At 57.3% G+C, this 20,057-nt stretch carries 13 protein-coding genes; 7 read left to right on the top strand and 6 right to left on the bottom strand.

The window, feature by feature from the left end; all coding sequences use genetic code 11:
- Nucleotides 1-30: 30 nt before the first annotated feature.
- Nucleotides 31-2,481 carry an endopeptidase La gene (gene lon / locus MARLIPOL_RS04260; protein WP_012136857.1) on the bottom strand — a complete coding sequence of 817 codons (2,451 nt, stop codon included), beginning with the start codon at nucleotides 2,479-2,481 and terminating at the stop codon, nucleotides 31-33.
- Nucleotides 2,482-2,675: 194 nt separating this feature from the next.
- On the opposite strand from lon, the gene trxA reads away from it, so the two are divergent.
- Entirely contained in the window at nucleotides 2,676-3,539 is an 864-nt protein-coding gene (gene trxA, locus MARLIPOL_RS04255) for a thioredoxin (RefSeq protein WP_012136856.1), read from the top strand.
- Nucleotides 3,540-3,570: 31 nt separating this feature from the next.
- On the opposite strand, the gene MARLIPOL_RS04250 is transcribed toward trxA, so the two are convergent.
- Entirely contained in the window at nucleotides 3,571-4,665 is a 1,095-nt protein-coding gene (locus MARLIPOL_RS04250) for a fatty acid desaturase (RefSeq protein ID WP_012136855.1), read from the bottom strand.
- Nucleotides 4,666-4,801: 136 nt separating this feature from the next.
- On the opposite strand from MARLIPOL_RS04250, the gene MARLIPOL_RS04245 reads away from it, so the two are divergent.
- Nucleotides 4,802-5,824, top strand: a complete 1,023-nt coding sequence (locus MARLIPOL_RS04245) for an AraC family transcriptional regulator (protein WP_012136854.1) — start codon at nucleotides 4,802-4,804, stop codon at nucleotides 5,822-5,824.
- A 37-nt stretch (nucleotides 5,825-5,861) separates the two neighbouring features.
- Here MARLIPOL_RS04245 and MARLIPOL_RS04240 read toward each other — a convergent pair whose 3' ends face one another.
- Nucleotides 5,862-7,226 carry a KamA family radical SAM protein gene (locus MARLIPOL_RS04240; RefSeq protein ID WP_012136853.1) on the bottom strand — a complete coding sequence of 455 codons (1,365 nt, stop codon included), beginning with the start codon at nucleotides 7,224-7,226 and terminating at the stop codon, nucleotides 5,862-5,864.
- 638 nt (nucleotides 7,227-7,864) lie between these two features.
- On the opposite strand from MARLIPOL_RS04240, the gene aceE reads away from it, so the two are divergent.
- Nucleotides 7,865-10,534 carry a pyruvate dehydrogenase (acetyl-transferring), homodimeric type gene (aceE, locus tag MARLIPOL_RS04235; RefSeq protein ID WP_012136852.1) on the top strand — a complete coding sequence of 890 codons (2,670 nt, stop codon included), beginning with the start codon at nucleotides 7,865-7,867 and terminating at the stop codon, nucleotides 10,532-10,534.
- Nucleotides 10,535-10,544: 10 nt separating this feature from the next.
- Nucleotides 10,545-12,209, top strand: a complete 1,665-nt coding sequence (gene aceF / locus MARLIPOL_RS04230) for a dihydrolipoyllysine-residue acetyltransferase (RefSeq protein ID WP_012136851.1) — start codon at nucleotides 10,545-10,547, stop codon at nucleotides 12,207-12,209.
- A gap of 43 nt (nucleotides 12,210-12,252) precedes the next feature.
- Here aceF and MARLIPOL_RS18765 read toward each other — a convergent pair whose 3' ends face one another.
- Both MARLIPOL_RS18765 and MARLIPOL_RS18760 read right to left on the bottom strand, forming a co-directional pair.
- Nucleotides 12,253-12,831: an MBL fold metallo-hydrolase gene (locus tag MARLIPOL_RS18765; RefSeq protein ID WP_228677569.1), complete on the bottom strand. Its 579-nt coding sequence runs from the start codon at nucleotides 12,829-12,831 to the stop codon at nucleotides 12,253-12,255.
- A gap of 6 nt (nucleotides 12,832-12,837) precedes the next feature.
- Complete coding sequence (locus MARLIPOL_RS18760) at nucleotides 12,838-14,115, bottom strand: Clp1/GlmU family protein (RefSeq protein ID WP_228677568.1); 1,278 nt, start codon at nucleotides 14,113-14,115, stop codon at nucleotides 12,838-12,840.
- A 196-nt stretch (nucleotides 14,116-14,311) separates the two neighbouring features.
- Here MARLIPOL_RS18760 and MARLIPOL_RS04220 point away from each other — a divergent pair, with 196 nt between their 5' ends.
- Entirely contained in the window at nucleotides 14,312-15,577 is a 1,266-nt protein-coding gene (locus MARLIPOL_RS04220) for an NADH:flavin oxidoreductase/NADH oxidase family protein (protein ID WP_012136850.1), read from the top strand.
- Nucleotides 15,578-16,098: 521 nt separating this feature from the next.
- On the opposite strand, the gene MARLIPOL_RS04215 is transcribed toward MARLIPOL_RS04220, so the two are convergent.
- Entirely contained in the window at nucleotides 16,099-17,238 is a 1,140-nt protein-coding gene (locus MARLIPOL_RS04215) for a DcaP family trimeric outer membrane transporter (RefSeq protein WP_012136848.1), read from the bottom strand.
- 390 nt (nucleotides 17,239-17,628) lie between these two features.
- On the opposite strand from MARLIPOL_RS04215, the gene MARLIPOL_RS04210 reads away from it, so the two are divergent.
- Together MARLIPOL_RS04210 and MARLIPOL_RS04205 are read left to right on the top strand one after the other, a co-directional pair.
- A complete protein-coding gene (locus MARLIPOL_RS04210; protein WP_036190701.1) occupies nucleotides 17,629-18,852 on the top strand; it encodes an aspartate aminotransferase family protein in 1,224 nt (407 codons plus the stop codon).
- Nucleotides 18,853-19,020: 168 nt separating this feature from the next.
- The gene (locus MARLIPOL_RS04205; protein ID WP_012136846.1) at nucleotides 19,021-20,037 is read left to right on the top strand and encodes an arginine N-succinyltransferase; all 1,017 of its coding nucleotides are present in this window, start codon (nucleotides 19,021-19,023) and stop codon (nucleotides 20,035-20,037) included.
- The last annotated feature ends 20 nt before the right edge of the window (nucleotides 20,038-20,057 follow it).

The following is a 20,057-nucleotide window of genomic DNA, read 5'->3' as shown; positions in this document are numbered from 1 at the left end:
TTAGCGAAGCGTAATCCGACAAACTATCCATCAATGCACCGAGGCCCCTTTCTTCGGCTTGTCGCCAAAACACACCTGGAACACATCGCTATACTGCTTGGCGAAATTCACCGTCAGCCCCTCCTTCAGGTAGTCTGGCAGTTCCTCGTAATCCCCCCGGTTCGCCTCCGGCAGGATCAGGTTGTTGATTTTCTGCCGGCGGGCAGCGATTACTTTTTCGCGAATTCCGCCTACCGGCAGCACCTGACCTGTCAGTGTCAGTTCACCGGTCATGGCGATGTTTTGCTGCGGTGCTTCGCGGCGTGCGATGGACAGCAGGGCGGTGGCCATGGTGACGCCGGCACTTGGGCCATCCTTGGGTGTTGCCCCTTCCGGCACGTGCAGGTGCACGAAGGATTTGTCGAAGAATGTGGGGTCGCCCTTGAAGCGTTTTAGGTTCGACGACACGTAGCTGTAGGCGATTTCCGCTGACTCTTTCATCACATCCCCGAGTTGTCCGGTCAGCTTGAAGCCACGCTGGGAGCTGTGAATGCGGGACGCTTCGATGCTCAGGGTGGCGCCACCCATGGCGGTCCAGGCCAGGCCCGTGACCACGCCGGTGCCCTTGAGGGATTTTTCCTTACGGAAGGAAGGTTGGCCAAGATAGGTCGCCAGGTCTGCCACACCCACCTTCACCGGCGTGTCCGGATTTTCCAGCAATCGAACGATGCCCTTGCGGATGATCTTGTGCAGCATCTTTTCCAGGTTACGTACCCCGGCTTCACGGGCGTAGCCCTCAATGACCTGCTTCACAGCGGCATCGGTGATGTTCAGCTGTTTTTTCAGCAATCCCACCCGTTTCAGCAGGCGTGGTATCAGGAAGTGCTTGGCAATGGCCAGCTTTTCCTCAGCGATGTAACCGGACAGCCGGATCACGTCCATCCGGTCCAGCAGGGGGCGGGGAATGGTGTCCAGTTGGTTGGCGGTACAGATGAACAGGACCTTCGACAGGTCCATGCGAACGTCCAGGTAGTGATCCAGGAATTCCCGGTTCTGCTCCGGGTCCAGGGTCTCCAGCAGGGCGGAGGCCGGATCCCCCTGATAAGAGGCCCCGATTTTGTCGATCTCGTCCAGCATGATCACCGGGTTGGATACTTTGGCGTCTTTCAGTGCCTGCACGAACTTGCCGGGCATGGCGCCGATGTAGGTGCGGCGGTGGCCCTTGATCTCGGCTTCGTCCCGCATGCCGCCGACGCTGAAGCGATAGAACTCGCGGCCAAGGGCATCCGCCACCGAATGACCGATGGAGGTTTTGCCGACGCCGGGAGGGCCCACCAACAACAGGATCGAACCGCTGACCTCTCCTTTGAAGGTGCCCTCGGCCAGGAACTCGACAATACGGTCCTTGACGTCATCCAGGCCATCGTGGTCGCGGTCCAGTATCCGGCGGGCCTCCGTTAGATCGAAGTGGTCTTCGGATGTCAGGCCCCACGGTACCTGGGTCAGCCAGTCCAGATAGTTTCGGGTGACGCCGTATTCCGGCGAGCCCTGTTCCAGCACCTGCAATTTTTCGATCTCGTCGTTGAAACGTTCGCTGACCTGTTCCGGTGGATTCAGTTTTTCCATGCGGGCCTGGAAACGCTCCACGTCGGCGGTTTTGTCATCCTTGGCCATGCCCAGTTCGCGCTGGATCACTTTCAGCTGCTCGCGCAGGAAGAACTCGCGCTGGTGCTTCTGCACCTTGTCGTTTACTTCCTCACTGATTTCCGCTTGCAGTCGTGCAACCTCCTGTTCCTTGCGCATGAGCAGCAACACTTTCTCCATGCGGCGGAGCAGGGGAACGGTGTCCAGTACTTCCTGGAGTTCCTGACCCTTGGCGCTGGTCATGGAGGCGCCGAAATCGGCCAGGGGGGAACTGTCGTCCGGACCGAAGCGGGACAGGTATTGCTTTACCTCTTCCCCATACAGCGGGTTGGTGCGAAGAAGATCCTTGATGGCGCTGATGATGGCGAGGGTGTAAGCCTTGAGTTCGTCAGCCTCTTCCTCCGGCTCATTGGGGTACTCCACCTCCACCAGGTAGGGCGGCTTCCGACGCAGCCACTGGACAATACGGAACCGTTGCAGGCCCTGGGCAATAAACTGGACCTTGCCATTCTCCTGCTGGGCGTGGTGAACCCTGACGGCACAGCCCATGGTTTCCAGCTCTTCGCTGGCGGGGATGTTTCGTTCACGATCCGGGCCGTCGACAAAACAGATACCGAGTACCTTGTGGTCGGTTTCCCCCACACGCTTGAGGGTTTCGTTCCAGGGATCCTGGTTGACCACCACCGGCTGGACCTGCGCCGGAAAGAATGGACGGTTGGACACCGGCAGGACATACATGCGCCGTTGCATCAGTTGCTGGGGCAGGGCCAGGCCCTTGCTGTTCTCATCTTTACCGATGTACTCGGTGACGTCTTCCTCGAATTCTTCAAGAGAGTCATTACGGTTATCTTCGTTCATACCGCGCCAGTATCCATCCGGAAAGTTGGGTGAGGGAGGCAAGTCCCTACGTATCATTAATAGCTTATGTAACGTCAGTTGTGGGTATTTCAAGGACCTCCGCTGAAGATGTGCAAGAACCTTGAAATCCTTCGGTTTGCCCCCAATACCATGGCAAACCCAAAGAACTTTCCCAACCCGTTCAGGTGCCACTGATGAGCAATTCGCCTTTTATCTTTGAAGCCAACATGGAGAACTTCCAGCAGAAAGTGATGGAAGCGTCTTCATCCACCCCCGTTCTGGTCGATGTCTGGGCGGAGTGGTGCGCACCCTGTAAGCAGTTAATGCCTTTGCTGGAAAAACTGGCGGAGGAGTATCAGGGAGGCTTCATGCTGGCCAAGGTCAATGCCGACGAACAACAGCAGCTGACCGCCTCGTTAGGTGTACGCAGCTTGCCCACGGTCATTCTGGTGAAGGACGGCCAGGCCGTGGATGGCTTCAATGGCGCCTTGCCGGAGAGCGAAATCCGCAAGGTGCTGGACAAGCACGTGGAAGCCCCGGAGGAAGACCCCTACGAAAAGGCTCACCGCCTCTGGGAGAGTGGTGACGTGGAGGGTGCGTTAGCGATCCTGACGGAAATGAACCAGAAAGATCCGGACGACCTCAAGGTCCTGATCGACCTGGCTCAGCTGAAAGCGGAGATGGGAGATCTGGAAACCGCCGAGCAGGTGCTCGAAAGTCTGCCGCCAGAGGAAAAGATGCAGCACCAGGCCAAACAGTTGGCCGCTCGCATCAAGTTTCTGAAACAGTCCGCGGAATTGCCGCCCATCAAGGATCTGGAAATGGCGCTGGAGCAGGATCCGAAAGATCCCCACGCCCTGCATCAGTTGGCGCTGCACCATATCCTGAAAGAAAACAACGCCCAGGCGATGGAGCTGCTTATCCGCCTGATGCAGTCGGACAGCAAATACAAGGATGAAGTTGCCAAGACGACACTGATCGAACTGTTCGACAAGCTTGGCAACAACAACCCGGACGTGAGGACCTACCGGCGCAAGCTGTACACCCTGATGCACTGATCCGTTCGGCCAGCCTGAGCCATTTCCGGGTTCAGGCTGCCTGGCGTTCCTCTTCAGAAGTCTCCGTGTAGAAGCGGTTCCCTCTCAGGAAAGTCCCGTAATCGTTGAAACGAACCCCCATCTCTCTCATTACCTTGTGGGCGGTCGGTGCAGTCCACTGCCGGATATAGAAAGGCTCCCGTACCGCAAAGTGGTGAATCGCATGGGTGCTGCCGAAGTTGAAGCAGAAAACCTGCATCGGCATCAGCCACCAGGGGTTGAGGACCTGGCATTGCTGCATCACGTTTCTGGCTTCGACATCGCCGTAATAGTGCATGTTGGAGCTGATGAAGTGCAGGCAGAATGTTCGCAGGAAAGAGGGCAGCATATACACCACCGCAAACGTGTTCAGGGCGTTCATCGCAGTGGACAGCTCGGTGGATAACGTGAGCGGGTTGCCGCTGAGTTGGGCGGTGAACAGGACGGCGTGGATGATTACCCAGCCGTGGAACAGGAAGTAATAGATGTTGCCAAGCGGAGCATAGGCGAGCAGTTGTTGAATGCTCATCTTTCTGGCTTCGCTGCGTGAAGCTGGCTTCTGGGAGCGGATGTACTGGCGCACGGCGCGCTGCATGGCAAATGGGCGGAGGAAAATCGCCATCATGTTGTCCCCGGTCATCAACAGGCGCCGTAGGCCCCACCGCTCACCATTGGTAATGCCCCGCTCTTCCAGATCGCTCTCGGTGCCGCTGAATTTGTGGTGGTGAAGGTGAAGCTTGCGTCGCACAAACGGGCTGACGGTACTGGCCCGTGCCAGCCAGCCGAGCGCCAGCATCAGGTCGTTGGCCCAGGGGCGGTTCTTGAAGTACATCAGATGGATCAGGTCATGCTCCAGTTCATGGATGAAGGAGGCAAAAATGGCCGTTACTGGAATGCACGCCCACCAGGGAATAACGCCCATGATGTAAAGCGTTCCGCTGGCGATCATGCCCAGCAGCGAAACGGCCATAATCGTTGCGCCGATCAGGTTCTGGTGTTTTTCAAGCCAAGGGTGACGACGACGAAGTGCGCGCCCCTCTTCAAGGATGCTTTTGCGGATGTGATCGGTTTTCTCCGCATCGGTCATGGTGCTTGGATCAACAGACATGGTTTTGACCTTTTTAACGGTTGTGGTTGGCAGTCAGGCACCTGTACCTGGTGTAATCTGCTGCTATTGTGAGTGTGTCCATACCGAATCCGGGTATGATTGCACGACAAAAAACGATCATTAGACGACAATTACAATGACAACCGTTTCCATTGTTTCCAGTCAGCCGACTGTTCCTGGCACCTATGTTCTGCTGCTGATAGATGTTGTAGAGCGGTGGAATGTCACTGTGGAACAGCTGTTGTCGGACGAGGGGCTGGCGCTCGAGGATCTCCTGCGCAGCGGCTTCCGCCTACCCAGAGAAGGCTTTTCACGGCTTATCCAGCGGGCAATCTCGCTCACCGGTGAGCCTGGCATCGGTTTCCTGTTAGGGGTGCAGATGCGAGTGTCGTGTCATGGGGTCGTCGGCCAGGCTGCCATGGTGGCAAAAACTTTGGGAGAGGCGCTGGATATTGCCATTGCCTACTTCAGTGTGCCTTCATCCGATCTTGAATTGTGTCTCGAGCGGGAGGGCGGCAAAGCTCGCCTTAGTCTGAGCGAGAAGGATGGGCGCTATCAGCTTGGTGGGGTCGGGGCGCAGTTTCTGCTGACAGGGTTTGCCTCCATGGCCGAAGCGCTTACCGGCCGGAAGCTCAGTGGTGAGGGTGTTGTGCGATTTCCGAAGCCACCCTACATGCACCGCTTTGAGCATCTGATCGCAGGTCGGTTGACGTTTGGTGGCGAGTTCAATGGTTTCATTTTTGATGCGTCAATCCTGGACTATCCGCTGGTTATGGCCGATCCGGTGGCCGCCCGAATTGCGAGGGAGCAGTGCAAGGAGGAGCTCGGTCGGCTTGGCGGCGGGCGAACCCTGACGCAACAGGTGCGGGATCTGGCATTCGATGAAGAATTGGGCTTTGCCTCCATTGAGGAGGTGGCGGGTAAGCTGAATGTCACTCCCCGTACACTGCAACGGCGGTTGCAGGCTGAAGGTGTGGTGTTCCGGGAATTGGTAGAGTCGATCCGTCAGCAGCATGCCAGACGTCTGCTTGCTGTCCGGCAGAAAAGTATTGGTCAGGTGTCGGATTTGCTGGGCTATTCCGATGTCACTAATTTCAGTCGCGCGTTTCGACGCTGGACAGGCTGTTCACCGCGGGATTACATGAAGGCGCCGGACTAGCGGCGCCTTCAATGCAGAATGGAGGGAGGGGGTGGCCTCAGCCATTCCCCTTTTTCATCTGTTCGTACTCATCCTCAAAGAAGAACTTCTCCTCTCCGAGTGCCGGCTCCAGCTCGTGCAGCCACGTGGCGGTCTCGCTGTATTTCGCGAAGAACGGGCGCTGCACCCATTCCGGATTGCGTCCCTGCAGGAAGCGCAGAACGAAAACCTTCTCGCCATTGATCTCGGTGATGCCCTGCACCTCTACCTTGCCGGGGCCAGCGCTCATGCTGGGGCCGCGCGCGGTACGGGCCAGGCCTGAGACCTTTTTCATGGCTTCGCGGTAGATCTGGAAGGCTTCGGCCAGCGGCACTTCGAAGTAATTCTTGGCACCGGTGTCCCGCTCTACAAACATGTAGTAGGGGATGATGCCCAGCTGAACTTCTTTCTTCCACAGCTTGGCCCAGGCTTCGGCATCGTCGTTGACGTGTTTGATCAGCGGGCCCTGGGCGCGAATTTCGGCACCGGTCGCGCGGATGCGACGGATTGCTTCTTCGGCGATGTCGGTGGTGATTTCCTGCCAGTGGTTGTAGTGCGCCATGATCGCCACGTGCTTGCCGGCATCGACCAGGCGGGCAAACAGATCGATCAGCTCGTCCGCGTCCTTGTCAGTCACGAAGCGATACGGCCAGAAGGTCAAGGCTTTGGTGCCGATACGGATGGTCTGGATGTGATCGAATTCCGGCTGCAGCAAGGGTTCCAGATACTGCACCAGGTTCTTGGTTTTCATCACCATGGGGTCACCGCCGGTAACCAGCAGGTCGGTAACCTCGGTGTGTTCCTGCAGGTAGCCATGAAGCTTCTCGGCTTCGGTGCTGGCCATCTTCAGGTCCTTGTCACCGACAAACTGTGCCCAGCGGAAGCAGAAGGTGCAGTATGAGTGGCAGGTTTGTCCCTGGGCCGGGAAGAACAATACGGTTTCCCGATACTTGTGCTGGACTCCGTCCAGAACCTCGCCGTCCAGCTCGGGCATGTTCATTTCCATCTGGCCGGCAGGGTGGGGGTTCAGCTCGTCACGGATTTCCTTGGCAACGGCCTGGATTTCTTTCTTGTCAGCACCTTCCCGGTGCATCTTTGCCATGCGCTCGAAATGTTCGTCCTTCAACATGCCTTTTTGAGGGAAGACAAGCTGGTAGATGGGGTCGTTTGGTACCTTGTCCCAGTTGATCAGTTCGTTGATCACGTACTCGTTGACCCGGAACGGCAGTACGCTGGCGACGACCTTCATTTCGAACAGGGTGTCTTCAGGGAGATTCTGGATAACCTCAATCTTGTCGAGCTGGCGGTCTGTGTAGACCTTGAAGCGCCGCTCTTCGAACTCGGCAGTCGGGATGCGGTTCGGGAACGTGACGATGGAGTTCATAGATCGCCCTCTGGTTGAATGCCAATGTCAGGAGGATGGGCGCTGCCAACGCTCCTCTGGTTAAAAAACGGGCAGGCAAGTATACATAAATCGATATTTATTTTCAGGTCTAATTAAAAAATCCTGGTATTTTTGTGGTAATGACCAATCAAATTCGCTGAAATTCTTGAAAAATCATCTAAATGTGCCGAAAGGTAATTATTGTCAGGGTGCTAATTCGTTTAGCGTGATAAGGATAGGTTGCCCTCCGTAGGAATACTACGACATTGGTCTAGGCTTGGTTGTTTGATGTTCGAAAAAACGTCATTATTGCGTAAGTAATCGCAAGAAAAGGTTTTGGCTTTCCTTTATTGGCCCTCATAGTTGAATGTTTCTCTGGTTTTGTAGTAATAAAACTACATAATGGTGGGTGAGATCCAAGCAGTTTCACGCCAGGCTTGCACCTTTTGGCCAAAAGCCGCGAATACAAAGGTGCCCAGGCAGTAAAGATGGCCAAGCTGTTCTATGCTTGATGACACTAGTCAGGCTGAATTATCCAAAACAACAGATTCTGCAATTCACCGCAGCGAATGACACCGTAGGCGCCAGGCTGCTGATCGTGGCCCGAGCGGCCTTTTTAATGCCAAGGGGAGGGTTTGATGTACCAGGACGATGATCCCATCGAGACCAGTGAATGGCTAGACGCACTGGAATCTCTTATCGAACAGGAAGGCGTGGACCGCGCCAAGTATATTCTGGAACGGCTCTCCGAACGAGCCAGTCGCGACGGTACCGAGTTACCGTATTCGATCACCACCCCATTCCGTAACTCCATCCCTGTGACCCAGGAAGCCCGCATGCCGGGTGACCTGTTTATGGAGCGCCGTATTCGCTCGCTGATTCGCTGGAACGCCATGGCCATGGTGTTGCGGGCCAATCAGCGCCCGGGTGAGCTGGGCGGCCACGTGTCCTCGTTCTCCTCGGCGGCCACTCTATACGATGTCGGCTTTAACTACTTCTTCCATGGTGGTGATGAAAAGCGGGAATCGGACCTGGTGTATTTCCAGGGTCACTCCGCACCGGGTATTTACGCCCGGTCCTACCTGGAAGGTCGCTTTGACGAATCACAGCTGGACAAATACCGGGAAGAAGTGGACGGCAATGGCCTGTCTTCCTACCCGCACCCCTGGCTGATGCCGGACTACTGGCAGTTCCCCACGGTATCCATGGGGCTGGGCCCGATCCAGGCCATCTACCAGGCCCACGTCATGAAGTACCTGCACAGCCGCGAGCTGATCGACATGGGCGACCGCAAGGTGTGGTGCTTTATTGGTGACGGCGAGTGTGACGAGCCGGAAACCCTGGGCTCCATCTCCATGGCCGGTCGCGAGAACCTGAGCAACCTGGTCTTTGTGGTGAACTGCAACCTGCAACGTCTGGACGGCCCGGTGCGGGGTAATGGCAAAATTATCCAGGAACTGGAAGGCGTGTTCCGCGGTGCCGGCTGGAACGTACTGAAAGTGGTCTGGGGCCGCATGTGGGATCCGCTGTTCGAGCAGGACAAGGACGGGCTCATGCAGCGGGTGATGGACGAAGCCGTGGACGGCGACCTGCAGAACTTCAAGAGTAACGGACCGGCTTATACCCGCAAGCACTTCTTCGGTAAGTATCCGGAGTTGTCCAAACTGGTGGAAAACCTCACCGACGAGGACATCAACAAGCTCAACCGTGGTGGCCACGATCCGTACAAGGTATACGCAGCCTACCATCATGCCATCCACAACAATGGCGGACGGCCCACGGTAATCCTTGCACACACCATAAAGGGTTATGGTTTCGGTAGCGCCGGTGAGGCCCAGAATACCGCACACTCCCTGAAGAAGCTCGACATCGAGCAGCTCAAGGCCTTCCGCGATCGTTTTGCCGTGCCGCTGAAGGACGAAGAGCTCAAGGACGTGCCTTATTACCGACCGGCGCCGGACAGCCCGGAAATTGTCTACATGAACAAGCGCCGGCAGGAGCTGGGTGGTTTTTATCCGAAGCGCCGCAAGGACTGTCAGCCGCTGCAGACACCGCCGCTGAACACCTTCAAGGCATTGCTGGACGGTTCCAATGGCCGTGAGATCTCCACTACCATGGCCTTCGTGCGTCTGCTGACGGCGCTGACCAAGGACAAGCGCATTGGTAAGCGGATAGTGCCAATCGTGCCGGACGAGGCCCGTACCTTCGGTATGGAAGGCATGTTCCGTCAGCTCGGTATCTACACGTCGGAAGGCCAGAAGTATGTGCCGGAAGATCGTGACCAGATCATGTACTACAAGGAAGACAAGAAAGGTCAGATCCTTGAGGAAGGGATCAACGAGGATGGTTCCATGGCAGCCTGGATGGCGGCGGCGACCTCCTACAGCACCAACAACTTCCCGCTGGTGCCGTTCTACATCTTCTATTCCATGTTCGGCTTCCAGCGGGTGGGCGATCTGGCCTGGGCGTCTGGTGATATCCAGGCCCGAGGCTTCCTGGTCGGTGGTACCGCCGGGCGCACCACGCTCAACGGTGAGGGCCTGCAGCATCAGGACGGCCACAGCCACATCCTGGCGCAGACCATTCCCAGCTGTAAGGCCTACGATCCGGCCTATGGCTATGAAATGGCCGTGGTGATCCAGCATGGCATCAAGGAAATGTTTGAAGACAATCAGAACGTCTTCTATTACCTGACCATCGAAAACGAGAATTACGAGCAGCCAGCCATGCCGAAAGGCAAGAAGGTGGAAGACGGCATCATCAAGGGCATGTACCTGTTTGAGTCCGTCGAAACCAAGGGCCGTAAAAAGACGCCGCGGGTGCAGTTGATGGGCTCCGGTGCCATCCTCAATGAGGTTCGCGCCGCCGCGCAGTTGCTGAAAGACGATTTCGGCGTTGCCAGTGATGTTTGGAGCGTGACCAGCTTTAACGAGCTGGCCCGCGACGGTCTGCACATCGAACGCTGGAACCGCCTGCACCCGGATGACACGCCCAAGAAGGCGTACATCACCCAGTGCCTGGAGAAACAGCAGGGGCCGGTGGTGTCGTCCACCGACTATATCAAGCTGTTGTCCGAGCAGGTGCGTGCCTATATTCCCAAGACTTACCTGACACTGGGGACCGACGGCTTCGGTCGCAGTGACACCCGCGAGAAACTGCGGAGCCACTTCGAGGTGGATCGCTTCTACGTGGCGGTCACCGCGCTCTCGGCCCTGGCACGGGATGGTGAAATCAAGGAAGAGGTGGTTCTCGAAGCCATGCGCAAGTACGGAATCGATCGCAACAAAACGAACCCGGTGCTGAGCTAAGGAGACCGCCATGAGTGAACAGGAAATCAAGGTTCCGGATCTCGGCGGTGCAGACGAGGTCGAGGTTATCGAAGTTCTCGTCAGCCAGGGGGATTCGGTTGAGGAAGAAGATCCGATACTGACTGTTGAGTCCGACAAGGCGTCGGTTGAATTGCCATCGCCCGGTGCCGGCAAGATCACCAAAATTACCGTCAAGGTGGGTGACAAGGTCAAGGAAGGCGACGTTGTCGGCATGATGGAGGCTGCCGGCGACGCCGGTGGTTCGGATGACGACAAGGGCACTGGTGAACAAGCTGGCACCGACAAGGACCAGGAAGCCAAAGCCCAATCGGAAGACAAGGCTGAGGAAACAAAGCCGGCGCCGAAGAAGTCCGGCGGTTCCCGCAAGGAAACCGTGAAAGTTCCGCCGCTGGACGGCTTTGACAATGTGCCGGTCATCGAGATCAATGTCAGCGTAGGCGACGAGGTTGAGGTTGATGACGCGCTGGTCACCGTGGAATCCGACAAGGCCACGATGGAGATACCGTCTCCGTTTGCCGGCAAGATCGGCAAGATCCTGGTGTCCGAAGGTGACAAGATCTCCGAAGGCCTGGACCTGGTAGAAATGACTGTCGTGGAAGAAGGCGGTGAAGAGCCGGCTTCTGAAGCTGAGGAGCCTTCGGGTGATGCCAGGCAGGAAGGCAAGTCCGAGCCTGCAGGCAAGCCTGAGGAGCCAAAGCCAGCACCGGCTTCTGCGACCTACGAGCCGCCAACCCCGGGTGCCAAGGTGCACGCTGGTCCGGCGGTGCGCAAGCTGGCCCGTGAATTCGGCGCGGACCTGACTCGCATCAAGGGCTCGGGGCCGAAAGGGCGCATCCTGAAAGATGACGTGCAGGCCTATGTGAAGAGCCAGCTGCAGCAGACGCAGCAGGGCAGCACAGTGGCTGGCGGCGGTGGTGCCGGCATTCCCGTTGTGAAGCTGCCGGACTTCAGCCAGTTTGGTGACATTGAGCGCGAATCCATGTCGCGCGTGATGTTCGCGACGGCCAACAACATGCAGCGCAGCTGGCTGAACGTGCCTCATGTCACCCAGTTCGAGGACGCGGACATCACCGACATGGAGTCTTTCCGCAAGGCGCAGAAGGCGGCCGGTGAGAAGAAGGGCGTGAAGATGACGCCGCTGCCGTTCCTGCTGAAGGCCTGCGCCACGGCGCTGGCGGAATTGCCGCAGTTCAACGTGTCCCTCGACATGGAGCGCAAGGAGGTGGTCCGCAAGCAGTACATTCACATCGGGATTGCGGTGGATACGCCCCACGGGCTGATGGTGCCGGTGATCCGCGATGTGGACAAAAAGGGGTTGTGGGAACTGGCTGCGGAAAGTGCGGAGCTGGCCCAGAAGGCCCGGGACAAGCAGCTGAAACCGGCGGAGATGCAGGGTGCCTGTTTTACCATTACCAGTCTGGGTGGTATCGGTGGCACGGCGTTTACGCCGATTGTGAATACGCCGGAGGTGGCGATTCTTGGTGTGTCCAAGGCGGCGATGAAGCCGGTCTGGGATGGCAAGGACTTCCAGCCACGGCTGATGCTGCCACTGTCGCTGTCCTACGATCACCGGGCGGTGAACGGGGCGGATGCGGCGAGGTTCACGACGCTGCTGAGTCAGCTTCTTGGGGATATTCGGTCCCTGCTTCTCTAAACCCTGGCGGTATTGCTCCAGTAGCCTTCGGGCTACGGAGCGATCAACCGGGGGGCGGTGTACGTTTCCTCGGGATCACCAGCCTGTCAGTATATTTCTGTAGTTCCTGGTACACCCGGTCCCTCTGTTTTTCATAGCGGTGGGAGAAGTGAAAGGCAACCAACTGCCTGACGTCGGCCAGGTTGGCGATACGGGCACAGGTCTCGGTGGTCAGGTGCTGTGTGCGTTCGGCCTGGTCTCTGTCGGCGACCAGGAATGAAGCCTCGCAGAAGAGAGTGTGGGCATCTCGCGCCAGCTCGCTCAGCTTGCGAATGTTGTCCGGGCTGTCCCGGAAATCAGTGGCGTACACGACTTTCTCACCAGGTTCCTTCTCCAGGACATCCATCTGATCTCCACGTACCTTGGGCCGACAGCGGGGCTCGTAGGCGTAGGCCATTACCGGGACCCCATGGTCAAGTTGGGTGGCGCGGACAACAAAGCCCGCTTCCTGGTGTACAACGCCGTCCTGGATGACCACGGTTTCCAGGGGCATGGCCCGGGTTTGGCCAGCGGTGATCTGCCAGCGCTTGAGGTGGTCCTCGTACCATTCGTGGACGATGAACTTCGGGGCGCGATCCTCCACCCGGTCCTATAGAATGCCATTCACCATACCTGACACATGCTCATGCAAGCCTGGCGGGCCATATAGGCGGCAAGGCGGATAATGTCCGATGCGGCACCGGATCAGCCACAGTAAGCCGCCAATATGGTCAGCGTGGGCATGGCTGATAAACACATCGCTGATTTGGTGGGCGGCCCGCAGCGGCATCCGGCCGGTATCGCCAATATCGAATAGCAGGCTGCGGGCCTGGTGTAGCATCCGCAGCTGTAGCAAAGGGTCACCGGTAACACCGTTGACCAGGGTGGCTACGGTATTTCCTACCCGCACCGCCACCTGGGGCTCGCTGGTGATGCTGGTGAGTGCACCCAGTTCCACTTTCACTTCTGTGGCGCCAGCGGTTGAAGGGCGTGGAGGCTCGGGTGCGGGAGACCGTTTGGGGGCAGTGCGCAGTCGGTTGTCCCGATACACGGTGTCACGCACCAACAATTGGTCGACGTTGACGGGCCGGCTGGCGGCCTTTACCTGTATGAGTGTCGGCGATGCTTCCAGTACTTCGCCCAGGGTTTGGAATTGGCGCCGATGGAATAAGGCGACCTGGCGGCCACGCCAGGCCTTCGGGTTGTCCAGGGGCGGTGGCGTGCCCAACAGGGTGAGTGGTTCGGGTGTCAGGGTGACAGTGTTGCCCTCGCCCAGGTGCTCTGTCCAGAGTTGGCTACGCTGAAGAACCCGCTGGGTCCGTGGCAGGGGGGTGGCCTGGGGAGGAGAGGTCATGGTGATGACCCTGGCCTGTAGGGATTCCAATTCGTTAACCAGTGGTGGTGGATGGCCTTCGTGGGCCAATGCCAGGCACAGGTCGATATGACCCGTGGCGGCCAGTGCAAGGAGCAATTCGGCGCCTCCGACGCCACGAACCAGCCCGGGGGAGTCCAGAAACAGGGTGGCGTTTTGAATTTGTGGTGCTTGTTGAGCCTGTGGTAACTGCGCCAACAACCGGTTGACGGCCATCATCAGGGGCATTCGAAAACGACCAGCATCCAGGGTACACAGTGGCTCGCTAGCCAGAATTGACCAGTCATCGCCGTCGAGGCGAGCCAGCGCGAGGGTGCCTGGCACCCCAAAGCCGGGCAGGCCGGGATCGCAGTTCAGGCAATAGCTGGCGCGTCCCCTGGTGGTGAGTTCGATCATCAGCCGGCGGATCAGGGTGGTTTTGCCGCTACCGGATTCCCCCACCACCAACACCCGGTGATTGGCGTGACAAAGCCGGTCCAGCAGTTCTGCCTCTGTCGGTTGGTATGGATCAATCACTCCACATCCTCCCTGACGTTCAGTATTCAGGTCCTTTCTATGTTACGCCTGTGTGGCATAGGCTGCAGTCTGGACATTTTGCTTGCGGCAAGAACCGTCGGGGCTGACGGTATTACGGCCAATGCAGCCAACCTGTTTCCTCTCCATGATCGGCGCTTGCTTCGGATAAACTCATGCATCCTACGGAGACCGATCAATGAACGCCGCTGAACAGCTCTCGCAACCCCTGACACTGAAGAATGGGGCAATTATTCCCAATCGCTTTGCCAAGTCCGCCATGAGCGAGACCCTGGGTACCATCGATAACCGTGTCACCAAGGATCTGGTGAGGCTATACCGCACCTGGGCCGAGGGCGGAACCGGACTATCGATTACCGGAAACGTGATGGTGGATCGCCGGCACATTGGTGAGCCGCAGAACGTGGTGTTGGAGGATGAGCGGGATCTGGAGTTGTTGCAGGCCTGGGCGGAGGCCGGGAAGGTCGGGGGGAACCAGATCTGGATGCAGCTGAACCACCCGGGCAAGCAGAGCCCGAAGATGTTGAACAAGGATCCGGTGTCGCCCAGTGCGGTGCCATTTCGCAAGGAAATGCGGAGTATGTTTGCGACGCCGAGGGCGCTGACCGGGCCGGAGATTGAGGACATTGTCCGGCGCTTCGCGACCAGTGCGGCGATTGCGGAGAAGGCGGGCTTCAGTGGGGTGCAGGTTCACGGCGCCCATGGTTATCTGGTGAGCCAGTTCCTGTCGCCGCATCATAATCAGCGCACGGATGAGTGGGGTGGTACGGCTGAAAAACGGATGCGCTTTGTGCTGGAGGTGTATCAGGCGATTCGGGAGGCAACCGGGGAAGGCTTTAATGTGGGGATCAAGCTGAATTCGGCGGATTTCCAGCGGGGTGGCTTTACCGAGGAAGAATCCCTGGCGGTGATCGAGGCGCTGGCGGAGAAGGGCATTGATCTGGTGGAGATCTCCGGTGGCAACTATGAGAATCCGGCGATGGCCAAGGGGGCGGGGGTTGCTAAAGAGAGCGGTGAAGTGAAGCAGAGTACGCTGGCGCGGGAGGCGTATTTTCTGGAGTTTGCCGAGAAGGTGCGTGAGCGGGTGGATGTTCCCTTGATGGTCACCGGTGGCTTCCGCACGGAAACCGGGATGGCGGATGCTATTGCTTCTGGAGCAACCGACCTGGTTGGTATCGCTCGGCCGCTGGCGGTCGAGCCGGATTGTCCGAAGCGGATTATGGCCGGTGAGTCATTTACCAGTGCGGTGAAGCCGATTAGAACCGGTATCCGGTTGATTGACGATATGGCGTTAATGGAAGTGAGTTGGTACACCCGGCAGCTTGGCCGTATGGGGAAGGGCAAGGCGCCGCGTACTCATGATCGGGGGGTGCTTTCTTTGATGGAGGTGATTGGGGTGATGGCTTCGCGTGGGGTTCGGACTCGGTTGCGGGCCGGGGAGTAGGCCTTCCTTCGGCGGATAGGGCGCGGGTGGGGGTGTCTGGAAAAAAGACTCGCTTGAACTCGCTGCGCTCAGACAGGCGATCCTTTTTTCCAGACACCCCCACCCACACCTTGTCGGACTTTGGGTGTGGGGGCCCTTTTAATTTGCGAAGTACATTCCTTCGAAGTAGTCGCGGAGATCCTGTATGACGGCGGCTTCGAAGGGGTGGGTCAGTTCGAAGAGCAGGCTGTAATCGGTTGATGTTTTCATGGTGTCACCTCTGTTGGGTTAAAACAGTGGCGGAGTGTGGTCCGTCACTCTGAGTTCAATAGATGTTCTTGCATCAGGTGTGCCAGATGGCAGAAGTTCCTGCAGGCTGTTGAATAGGCGAGAAATTGGGTTTGTCAGGGAAGAAAGAAGGGTAGCGGTGGTGCTGTGGATTGGTGCGTTTGATCCTGGATGGGGCGTACAAAGTGGGGAGTACAAAAAAAGAAACCCCGGCACTCGGCCGGGGTTTCTCCTGAGTTAACTTCTAAAGGCGCTTAGAAGTTGTACTGGGCAGCGAACAGAATGCGGCTTGCATCGCCGTCGTCACCACTGACGTTTTCACGCTTCAGGAACTGGTATTCAACGCCCATCATGACGTTCTGTACCGGAGTCCACTTGTAGTTGGCCATGGCGGCAGAGTTGGTTTCGCTCTGATCTGCAACAGCAACGCCATCGTCTTCAGCGTCGTCCCAGTCTACTTCGACCAGACCGTAACCGATGTTGACGCTGCGACCGCCACCCAGGTCGATACCTGCACCAATGGTGCCGCCGTAACCAGAGATGGTTTCAACATCACCGCTTCCATCAACGTAGGCACTTGCAGCGCCGAAGTTGTCGCCAGAACGATACAGGTAGCTGTTGGCACCATCGGTATAGCTGAGAGAGCCCTGAACAGTGATCATGTCACTCAGTGCCATCTTGGCAGCAACGAAAGTAGCAAAACCAACGGCGCTTTCGTCGTCACTACCGGTGTCATAGCCTACCTGATGAGCGAGAACCGCAGCAGAGTAGGACATGCCGCCGGCCGAATCCTCAAGGCGAGCGGTCAGAGCTGGGAGCGCATCCTTTTGGGCAAGGTTGGCCGCATCAGAAACGAAAGAACTGTTCGGCTCTTCCAGGGCGATGGACAGGGGACCTGAGGTGTAACGCGCTTGCGCGGTACGTGCCTGGTAGCCAGCAGCACCAGGCATGGAGTCAAAGTCCAGCGTTGCAGTGTTACCCACGAAGCTGGTGAAGTTGGACCAGGTCTGGCCCATCAGAACACCATTGTATTCACCATACGCGTGACGAAGGCGCAGTGAGCCGCCACCGCTGCCACGGAAGTCGCCTTCGACGTTAATCTTTACACCTTGAGGTGTCATGGTGGTTACGCCAATACGGCTCTGGAAGGCATCTGCACCAAAGTGCCCGTCAGGTGCATCGTCGTTGTTTACAAGGCCGTCGAAAGAACCAGAGCGCGTGCTCAGAGCCTGGTCACTGTCTACGTCGTAAGAAGCATTTAGGCGTGCGTAGCCATACACGCTCATCTCATAGTCGCCAGCGTTGAAGCTGACTGCTCCGGCTTGTCCAGCTACCCCCAATACTGCTGCTGCTGCCGTCGCGCGAATTGCCATTCTCAGTTTGTTGCTTTGCATCGTTGTTGTCTCCACACATTATTTTTGTTGGACCCACTTCAAAGTAGTTACCAATCTGTGACATTTCAAATAAATTTGCTCATTAATTAGACGAATGTCTATGTCCGTAATTCGTTGCTTTACAGTCATCTGCGATTCGCAGTTCGGAGTAACATTAAACAATACCCTCCAAAAGTACTGATTCAGGAGCTATTACGCTCGCTTTTCCGGATATCGGAGCTACCAGTGAAAGTCCGGATCGTGACCGGATTACCGGAGCTGATATTCGTTGCTGATGCTTAGGTAAAAGGGTGGTAGGTGTCAGGTGTTGCCCGGGCGGATGTGCTCATGGCCCCAGTGGCGTATGATAAATACAGCTTTAATTCTTTGAACCGTTTTCGAGAGAGCCCGATGAACAGAGAACCCGTCAGTCGCGAACTTTTTGATGAAGTCATGGTGCCGAACTACGCTCCCGGCTCAATCATTCCGGTGCGTGGAGAAGGCTCCCGCATCTGGGATCAGGATGGCCGTGAGTTTGTGGATCTTCAGGGTGGTATTGCGGTGACCTGCCTTGGTCATTCCCATCCTGGCCTCGTGGGCGCGTTAACCGATCAGGCCGAGAAAATCTGGCACTTGTCCAATGTCATGACCAATGAACCGGCGCTTCGCCTGGCCAAGACCCTGTGTGATCTGACCTTTGCCGAGCGTGTGTTTTTTGCCAACTCCGGTGGTGAGGCCAACGAGGCGGCGTTCAAACTTGCCCGGCGCTATGCCTGGGAACATTTCGGTCCCGAGAAGAACGAGATCATTTCCTTCACCAGCTCCTTTCACGGCCGCACCCTATTTACCGTCAGTGTGGGTGGCCAGCCCAAATACCTGGAAGGTTTCGAGCCGGCGCCCGGTGGTATTCACCATGCAACGTTCAATGATCTGGAGTCGGTCCGGAAACTGATCTCAAAGGAGAAAACCTGCGCTGTCGTGGTTGAGCCCATTCAGGGCGAAGGCGGTGTAATGCCCGCAGATCCCGAGTTCCTGAAAGGCCTGCGTCAGCTCTGCGACGAGAATGATGCGTTGCTGGTGTTTGACGAAGTTCAGAGTGGTGTCGGGCGCACCGGCCATTTGTATGCATACGAAATGTACGAGGTGATCCCGGATATCCTTTCCAGCGCCAAGGGCCTTGGTGGCGGATTCCCGGTGGCGGCAATGCTGACCACGGCCAAAGTGGCTGCAAGCCTGGGTGTCGGCACCCATGGCAGCACCTACGGCGGCAACGCGCTGGCCTGCGCCGTCGCCCAGAAAGTCATCGACACCGTCAGCCAGCCCGAGATTCTTAAGGGCGTCAAGGCTCGTTCCGAGCGCCTGCAAAAAGGCATGATGGCCATTGGCGAGCGTTACGGTGTGTTCAGCGAGGTTCGTGGGGCCGGTTTGCTGTTGGGCTGCGTTCTCACCGAAAAGTGGCAGGGGCGGGCCAAGGATTTCCTCAACGCCGGTCTGGACGAAGGTGTCATGGTCCTGGTGGCCGGTGCTAATGTTGTTCGATTGGCGCCGTCCCTGATCATTCCGGAACCTGATATCGAAGATGCTCTCGAGCGTTTCGAAGCGGCAGTGAAGAAGGTAACTGAAACCAGTAAATAACACGGCAGCTGGTTCAGAGAAAGCCAGCACAGGGATAGAAGTGCGGGTGGGGTGACGACTATTTTTTTGAGCCGCCTGTCTGAGCGCAGCGAGTTCCGAGGCACAAAAAAATAGTCGTCACCCCACCTGCACCACCCCCAAAAAGCATCTATCAACAAGGGAGGCCTTATGTGGTTGGTCCGTCCGATTGAAATGGATGACCTGCAAGGCGTACTGGGCATCTCCGGCGAGCAGGGTGCAAAGCTGTCATCGACCCTGCCAAAACAGGAAGACGCACTGGCGGCCAAGATCGGCCACTCCACTCGTTCTTTCGCCGATAAACTCAAGAACGGAGAGTCCGCCCGCTTTCTGTTTGTGCTTCAGGACACCGCCACCGGCAAGATCCATGGCGTAGCGGGTATCGATGCCCGGGCTGGCAACGGCCAGCCATTCTATAATTACCGCCGGGATGCACTGATACATGCGTCCCATGAGCTGGGCGTGTCCCGCCGGGTTGAGGTGCTGTATCCGTCCCATGCGTTGACCGATACCTCGCTCTTGTGTGCCTTCGCCATCGACCCCGAACTGAAGGGCACCGATGCCTTTGAACTGCTCTCCCGTACCCGCTTGATGTTCATTGCCGAGCACCGGGAATGGTTCAGTAGCCGCATGGTGGTGGAAATTCAGGGTGTCCAGACCAGTCATGGAGAAGTGCCATTCTGGGACAGCCTCGGTCGGCACTTTTTCGACATGGATTTTGAAACCGCGGACCAGTATTCGGGCCTGCTGAGTAAAACCTTCATCGCTGAACTGATGCCGCCTAATCCGATCTACGTTACTTTGCTATCCAGTGCCGCCCGGGAGGCACTTGGGCATCCCCATGAGCTTGCCAGTCCAACCTATGAGCTGCTTCAGCACGAAGGCTTCAGCGCCGGGTGTTACGTGGACATTTTTGACGCCGGCCCCGTACTTGAAGCTCGTACCGACTGCCTGAGAACCGTTGTGACCAGCCGCCGTGCCATACTGCATGGCAGTCCTGCCGATACCGGCGATATCTGCCTGATCTCTGCCGGGAGTGGAGAGGATTTCCGCTGCACCCTGACACCCTTGGGTGAAACCCTCAAGAATGAAATCAGGGTGCCGGTGAGTACCTGGAAATGCCTGGAGTGCAGCTCTGGTGATGATGTAAGGGTGGCGCCACTATGACCGTCAATATGACCATCAAA

Source organism: Marinobacter lipolyticus SM19 (assembly GCF_000397065.2).
GTDB lineage: Bacteria > Pseudomonadota > Gammaproteobacteria > Pseudomonadales > Oleiphilaceae > Marinobacter > Marinobacter lipolyticus.
This window is presented reverse-complemented; position numbering and strand designations above follow the sequence as displayed.

Coding starts and splice junctions, on each gene's coding strand:
- MARLIPOL_RS04240 (WP_012136853.1), bottom strand. CDS start 7,226: ATGAACTCCATCGTCACGTTCCCGAACCGCATCCCGACTGCCGAGTTC.
- MARLIPOL_RS04205 (WP_012136846.1), top strand. CDS start 19,021: ATGTGGTTGGTCCGTCCGATTGAAATGGATGACCTGCAAGGCGTACTG.
- MARLIPOL_RS04245 (WP_012136854.1), top strand. CDS start 4,802: ATGACAACCGTTTCCATTGTTTCCAGTCAGCCGACTGTTCCTGGCACC.
- MARLIPOL_RS04210 (WP_036190701.1), top strand. CDS start 17,629: ATGAACAGAGAACCCGTCAGTCGCGAACTTTTTGATGAAGTCATGGTG.
- trxA (WP_012136856.1), top strand. CDS start 2,676: ATGAGCAATTCGCCTTTTATCTTTGAAGCCAACATGGAGAACTTCCAG.
- MARLIPOL_RS04220 (WP_012136850.1), top strand. CDS start 14,312: ATGAACGCCGCTGAACAGCTCTCGCAACCCCTGACACTGAAGAATGGG.
- aceF (WP_012136851.1), top strand. CDS start 10,545: ATGAGTGAACAGGAAATCAAGGTTCCGGATCTCGGCGGTGCAGACGAG.
- aceE (WP_012136852.1), top strand. CDS start 7,865: ATGTACCAGGACGATGATCCCATCGAGACCAGTGAATGGCTAGACGCA.
- lon (WP_012136857.1), bottom strand. CDS start 2,481: ATGAACGAAGATAACCGTAATGACTCTCTTGAAGAATTCGAGGAAGAC.
- MARLIPOL_RS04215 (WP_012136848.1), bottom strand. CDS start 17,238: ATGCAAAGCAACAAACTGAGAATGGCAATTCGCGCGACGGCAGCAGCA.
- MARLIPOL_RS04250 (WP_012136855.1), bottom strand. CDS start 4,665: ATGTCTGTTGATCCAAGCACCATGACCGATGCGGAGAAAACCGATCAC.